The sequence below is a fragment of the Pseudoalteromonas sp. NBT06-2 genome (assembly GCF_002276045.1).
Lineage (GTDB): Bacteria > Pseudomonadota > Gammaproteobacteria > Enterobacterales > Alteromonadaceae > Pseudoalteromonas.
The window spans coordinates 1-4,248 of the sequence record NZ_NQMR01000256.1 but is presented as its reverse complement, the minus strand read 5'-3'; the positions used below and the strand labels follow the sequence as shown (position 1 = coordinate 4,248).

The 4,248-nt window shown below is 36.0% G+C and carries 4 protein-coding genes; 2 read left to right on the top strand and 2 right to left on the bottom strand.

The genetic code is table 11. The annotated features are described in order from the left end of the window. Positions 1–62: 62 nt before the first annotated feature. Both CJF42_RS24970 and CJF42_RS24965 read right to left on the bottom strand, forming a co-directional pair. On the bottom strand, positions 63–770 hold the full coding sequence (locus tag CJF42_RS24970; RefSeq protein ID WP_095369217.1) for a DUF3379 family protein: 708 nt from the start codon (positions 768–770) through the stop codon (positions 63–65). A gap of 1 nt (position 771) precedes the next feature. Continuing rightward, on the bottom strand, positions 772–1,326 hold the full coding sequence (locus CJF42_RS24965; protein WP_095369216.1) for a sigma-70 family RNA polymerase sigma factor: 555 nt from the start codon (positions 1,324–1,326) through the stop codon (positions 772–774). Positions 1,327–1,515: 189 nt separating this feature from the next. Between CJF42_RS24965 and prfB the strand changes: the two genes are divergently transcribed. Together prfB and lysS are read left to right on the top strand one after the other, a co-directional pair. Further along, positions 1,516–2,614 (top strand): peptide chain release factor 2 gene (gene prfB / locus CJF42_RS24960; RefSeq protein ID WP_141235669.1). Its coding sequence is split into 2 segments (ribosomal slippage): positions 1,516–1,590 and positions 1,592–2,614, totalling 1,098 coding nucleotides; the frame shifts between segments, so codons are not numbered across the junction. Between the two features lie 31 nt (positions 2,615–2,645). Then, the gene (gene lysS / locus CJF42_RS24955; RefSeq protein WP_095369215.1) at positions 2,646–4,181 is read left to right on the top strand and encodes a lysine--tRNA ligase; all 1,536 of its coding nucleotides are present in this window, start codon (positions 2,646–2,648) and stop codon (positions 4,179–4,181) included. Positions 4,182–4,248: the final 67 nt, after the last annotated feature.

Sequence of the window (4,248 nt, the reverse complement as noted above, 5' to 3'; positions counted from 1 at the left end):
TTGAAGTGGCTTGGGTATATATGGGTGCTACTTGGCAATGAAGGTTTCAGATCTTGTTTATATTAAGCTTCCCAAATAATGTTTTCAGCAACTTGTTTTTGATATTTCTTTAAATTTTGTCCATTCTCACCAACCATAATTAAACTCGCTTTTTGAGTTTGATAAATTTCGCCATTGAAACGCTCGTTATTAAATTGAGACTGTGCATCATATCTATTGTTACTTGGTACAATAAATAATGTCACAGGACCTAGTTCCGTTTGAAACACTAAGTGCAAGCTACGCTGCCCATCAAAATCACAAAATCTTGAATAAGTAATTTCACCAGGAAAATTTGAAATTGAGCCACCAAAAGAGGCTAGTTGTGTGTTTATTTGTGCTAGTTGATATGTTTTATTCGTTGCTTTTAAAGATTTAAGTTCATGATTCACATGAGCTAGTGCGTGTTGGCCAATATTTAATGGTGCTTGTTTTATTGTAAAGTTGATTAAAAGGCTACAACAAAAGGCGACAGAGGCTGCAATTGCTAAATGTACTCTGCGTTTCTGTTTAGCAACTCTATGAGACTCAAAAGCTTGGTTTAAAATAAGCTTATCGGCTAAGTTTTCAGGCACAGGTATATTGAGCGCATCGACAATGTCTTTATCAAGCTGTTTAATATCATTTAAAAATTTATGTCTATCAGCATCTTTTTTGGCAAATGCCTCAATAAGAGGATCATTTTCATTTGGCTCAGCGTAGAGACGTCGGCGAAATTCTAGTTCATCCATCTTATTTTACTCCTCTTTGTTTGGTATCTGTTTGGGTTAAAGAATCTTTTAATTGGTTTCGAGCTCTAAATAACCGTGTCATTACGGTATTTTTATTCAGCTCTAAAATTTCACTGATTTCTTCACCAGAGCATCCCATTACTATTTGTAATAACAAAGGTTCTCTATATTCGTCAGCTAATTTCATTATTTGGCGCTGTAAATTTGTTTGCTCCATATTTTTTTCAAGAGAATCAGTGGATGTATCCATTAATGTATCTTGTTCAACATCAGAGTAATCAAATTGTTTTCTCTCAAATCGTCTGGCATTTTCACGTCTTAATATTGTGATCAACCATGACTTCGCTGCTTTTTGATCAAGCAATGAATCTAATGAGCGCCATGCGCGCAAAAATGTTTCTTGTAACACGTCTTCCGCAATTGTGGGATCACGACATAGCCAACATGCAAACCGGTAAAGTTCACTATGATATGTTTTCACTAATACTTCGTAACGTTTTTGTTTATCAGCCATGTCTACAATGACCTGACGTTCAGACTTTTTATTTCCAAACATTTAATTTTTTCTTATATTTTTTTGATGTCACATTATCTGTAGTACAGTCGAGAATGTACAGGATATGTGAACAAGATATATTATTTTTTACATTATTGAATAAATAGTCTGTTTTATGCTAATCAAATCGCGTTTTTTTTGCTAAAATTCCCGCCTTATAATTGAAGATAGGCATTATGGAGCAATTGGATGTTTGAAGTGAACCCTGTGATGAATCAAATCAAGGATATTCGCGAAAGAACCGATATGCTTAGGGGGTACCTTTGACTACCCTCTAAGAAAAGAGCGGTTAGAAGAAGTGAATGCCGAACTTGAAGATTCTGCTGTATGGAATGAACCTGAACGCGCGCAAGCATTAGGCAAAGAAAAATCATCATTAGAAGCGATCGTCGAAACAATCGATGTTTTAGATACCGGTGTTGAAGATGTTGAAGGCTTAGTTGAATTAGCTGTTGAAGCTGCAGATGAAGAAACTTTTATTGAGGCACAGTCAGAAGCTCAGGCTTTGGTTGTACAATTAGAGAAACTTGAGTTTCGTCGCATGTTTTCGGGCGAACAAGATGAAAATAACGCTTATATAGATTTACAATCAGGCTCGGGCGGTACAGAAGCACAAGACTGGTGTAATATGCTTCTTCGCATGTATTTACGTTGGGCAGAAGCTAAAGGCTTTAAAGCACAAGTGATTGAAGTCACGGCGGGTGATGTTGCTGGTATAAAAGGTGCGACAATACAAATTAGTGGTGAATATGCCTATGGTTGGTTACGCACAGAAACAGGTGTACACCGTTTAGTACGTAAAAGTCCATTTGATTCAAGTGGCCGTCGTCATACGTCATTTGCATCTGCGTTTATTTATCCAGAAATAGATGACAATATAGAAATAGATATTAATCCTACTGATTTACGTATTGATGTATATCGTGCATCAGGTGCGGGTGGTCAACACGTTAATACCACTGAATCAGCGGTACGTATTACACACGTACCAACAAATACTGTTGTGCAATGTCAAAATGAACGTTCACAACATAAAAATAAAGCTCATGCAATGAAACAACTTAAAGCTAAGTTGTTTGAGTTAGAGTTACAAAAGCAGAACTCTGAAAAACAATCTCAGGAAGATGCTAAATCTGATATTGGTTGGGGTAGTCAAATTAGATCTTATGTACTTGATGATTCTCGTATTAAAGATTTACGTACGGGAGTTGAAAACCGTAATACTCAAGCTGTACTAGATGGTGACTTAGATAGATTTATTGAAGCAAGCCTTAAATCAGGTTTGTAATTAATATAACAGAATCGATAAAGAGTTTAAAATGACAGATCAAATCCAAGATGAAAACAAACTAATTGCAGAACGTAGAAGCAAATTAGATTCAATTAGAGAAAACTGCCCTGCAAATGGGCACCCTAACCAGTTTAATCGCGAACATTATACTTTAGACCTACAAACTGAATTTGGCGATAAGCCGAAAGAAGAATTAGTTGAACTAAATCACGAAGTATCAATTGCAGGTCGTATATTAGCGAAACGCGGTCCTTTTTATGTCTTACAAGATATGAAAGGCCGTATTCAAGCATATGCAGCAAAACCTGTACAAAAGGATTTAAAAGAAAAATATGGTCAATTAGATATCGGTGACATTATTGGTGTGACTGGTGCATTAAATAAATCAGGTAAAGGTGATTTATATGTTGATATGGCCCAATATCAATTATTAACTAAATCATTGCGCCCATTACCAGAAAAATTTCATGGTCTGTCAGATCAAGAAACTAAATATCGTCAACGTTATGTTGATTTAATTACTAATGAAGATACGCGTAAAACATTCCGTATTCGCTCTAAAGTAGTAGAAGGTATTCGTCGTTTCTTAGCTGAACGTGATTTTATGGAAGTTGAAACGCCCATGCTACAAACTATCCCTGGTGGTGCAACGGCTCGTCCATTTGAAACACACCATAATGCTTTAGATATCGATATGTATCTACGCATTGCACCAGAGCTTTACCTTAAGCGTTTAGTCGTTGGTGGTTTTGAGCGTGTATTCGAAATTAACCGTAACTTTAGAAATGAAGGTTTATCTACACGTCATAATCCAGAATTTACGATGATTGAATTTTACCAAGCATATGCTGATTACAATGATCTAATGAACTTAACTGAAGATATGTTACGCACAGTAGCGACTGATGTACTTGGTTCACCTATTGTTATTAATACAATAAAAGATGAAGCAGGTGAAATTATAGATACAGTTAAATATGATTTTGGCAAGCCATTTACTCGTATTACGATGGCTGATGCAATTTTGAAATATAACCCAGACTTTAAAGTTGAAGTTTTTAACGATCCTGAAAATCATTTTGAGGAATTAAAAGCATACGCTAAACAAGTACATGTTCGTATTCCTGAAAAATGCGTATGGGGTCCGGGCAAGTTTTTGTGTGAAATTTTTGAAGAAACTGCAGAACATAAATTAATTCAACCAACTTTTATTACAGCATATCCATGGGAAGTATCACCATTAGCGCGCCGCAACGATGAAAATGCATTTGTAACAGATAGATTTGAATTTTTTGTTGGTGGTCGTGAATTAGCGAATGGTTTTTCTGAGCTAAATGATGCAGCAGATCAAGCTGAACGTTTCTCACGCCAAGTTGAAGAAAAAGATGCTGGTGATGATGAAGCAATGCATTTTGATGAAGATTATATTCGCGCATTAGAATATGGTTTACCACCAACAGCGGGTGAAGGTATCGGTATCGACCGTTTAGTAATGTTATTTACTGATTCACCAACGATTAAAGATGTTATTTTATTCCCTCACATGCGTCCAGAAGTAGAATAATTTCTTTTTAAGTTCTCATTTTTTAAAACGCCGCATTAGCGGCGTTTTTTGTTTGCCCAGCGAAGCT

Coding starts and splice junctions, on each gene's coding strand:
- CJF42_RS24970 (WP_095369217.1), bottom strand. CDS start 770: ATGGATGAACTAGAATTTCGCCGACGTCTCTACGCTGAGCCAAATGAA.
- CJF42_RS24965 (WP_095369216.1), bottom strand. CDS start 1,326: ATGTTTGGAAATAAAAAGTCTGAACGTCAGGTCATTGTAGACATGGCT.
- lysS (WP_095369215.1), top strand. CDS start 2,646: ATGACAGATCAAATCCAAGATGAAAACAAACTAATTGCAGAACGTAGA.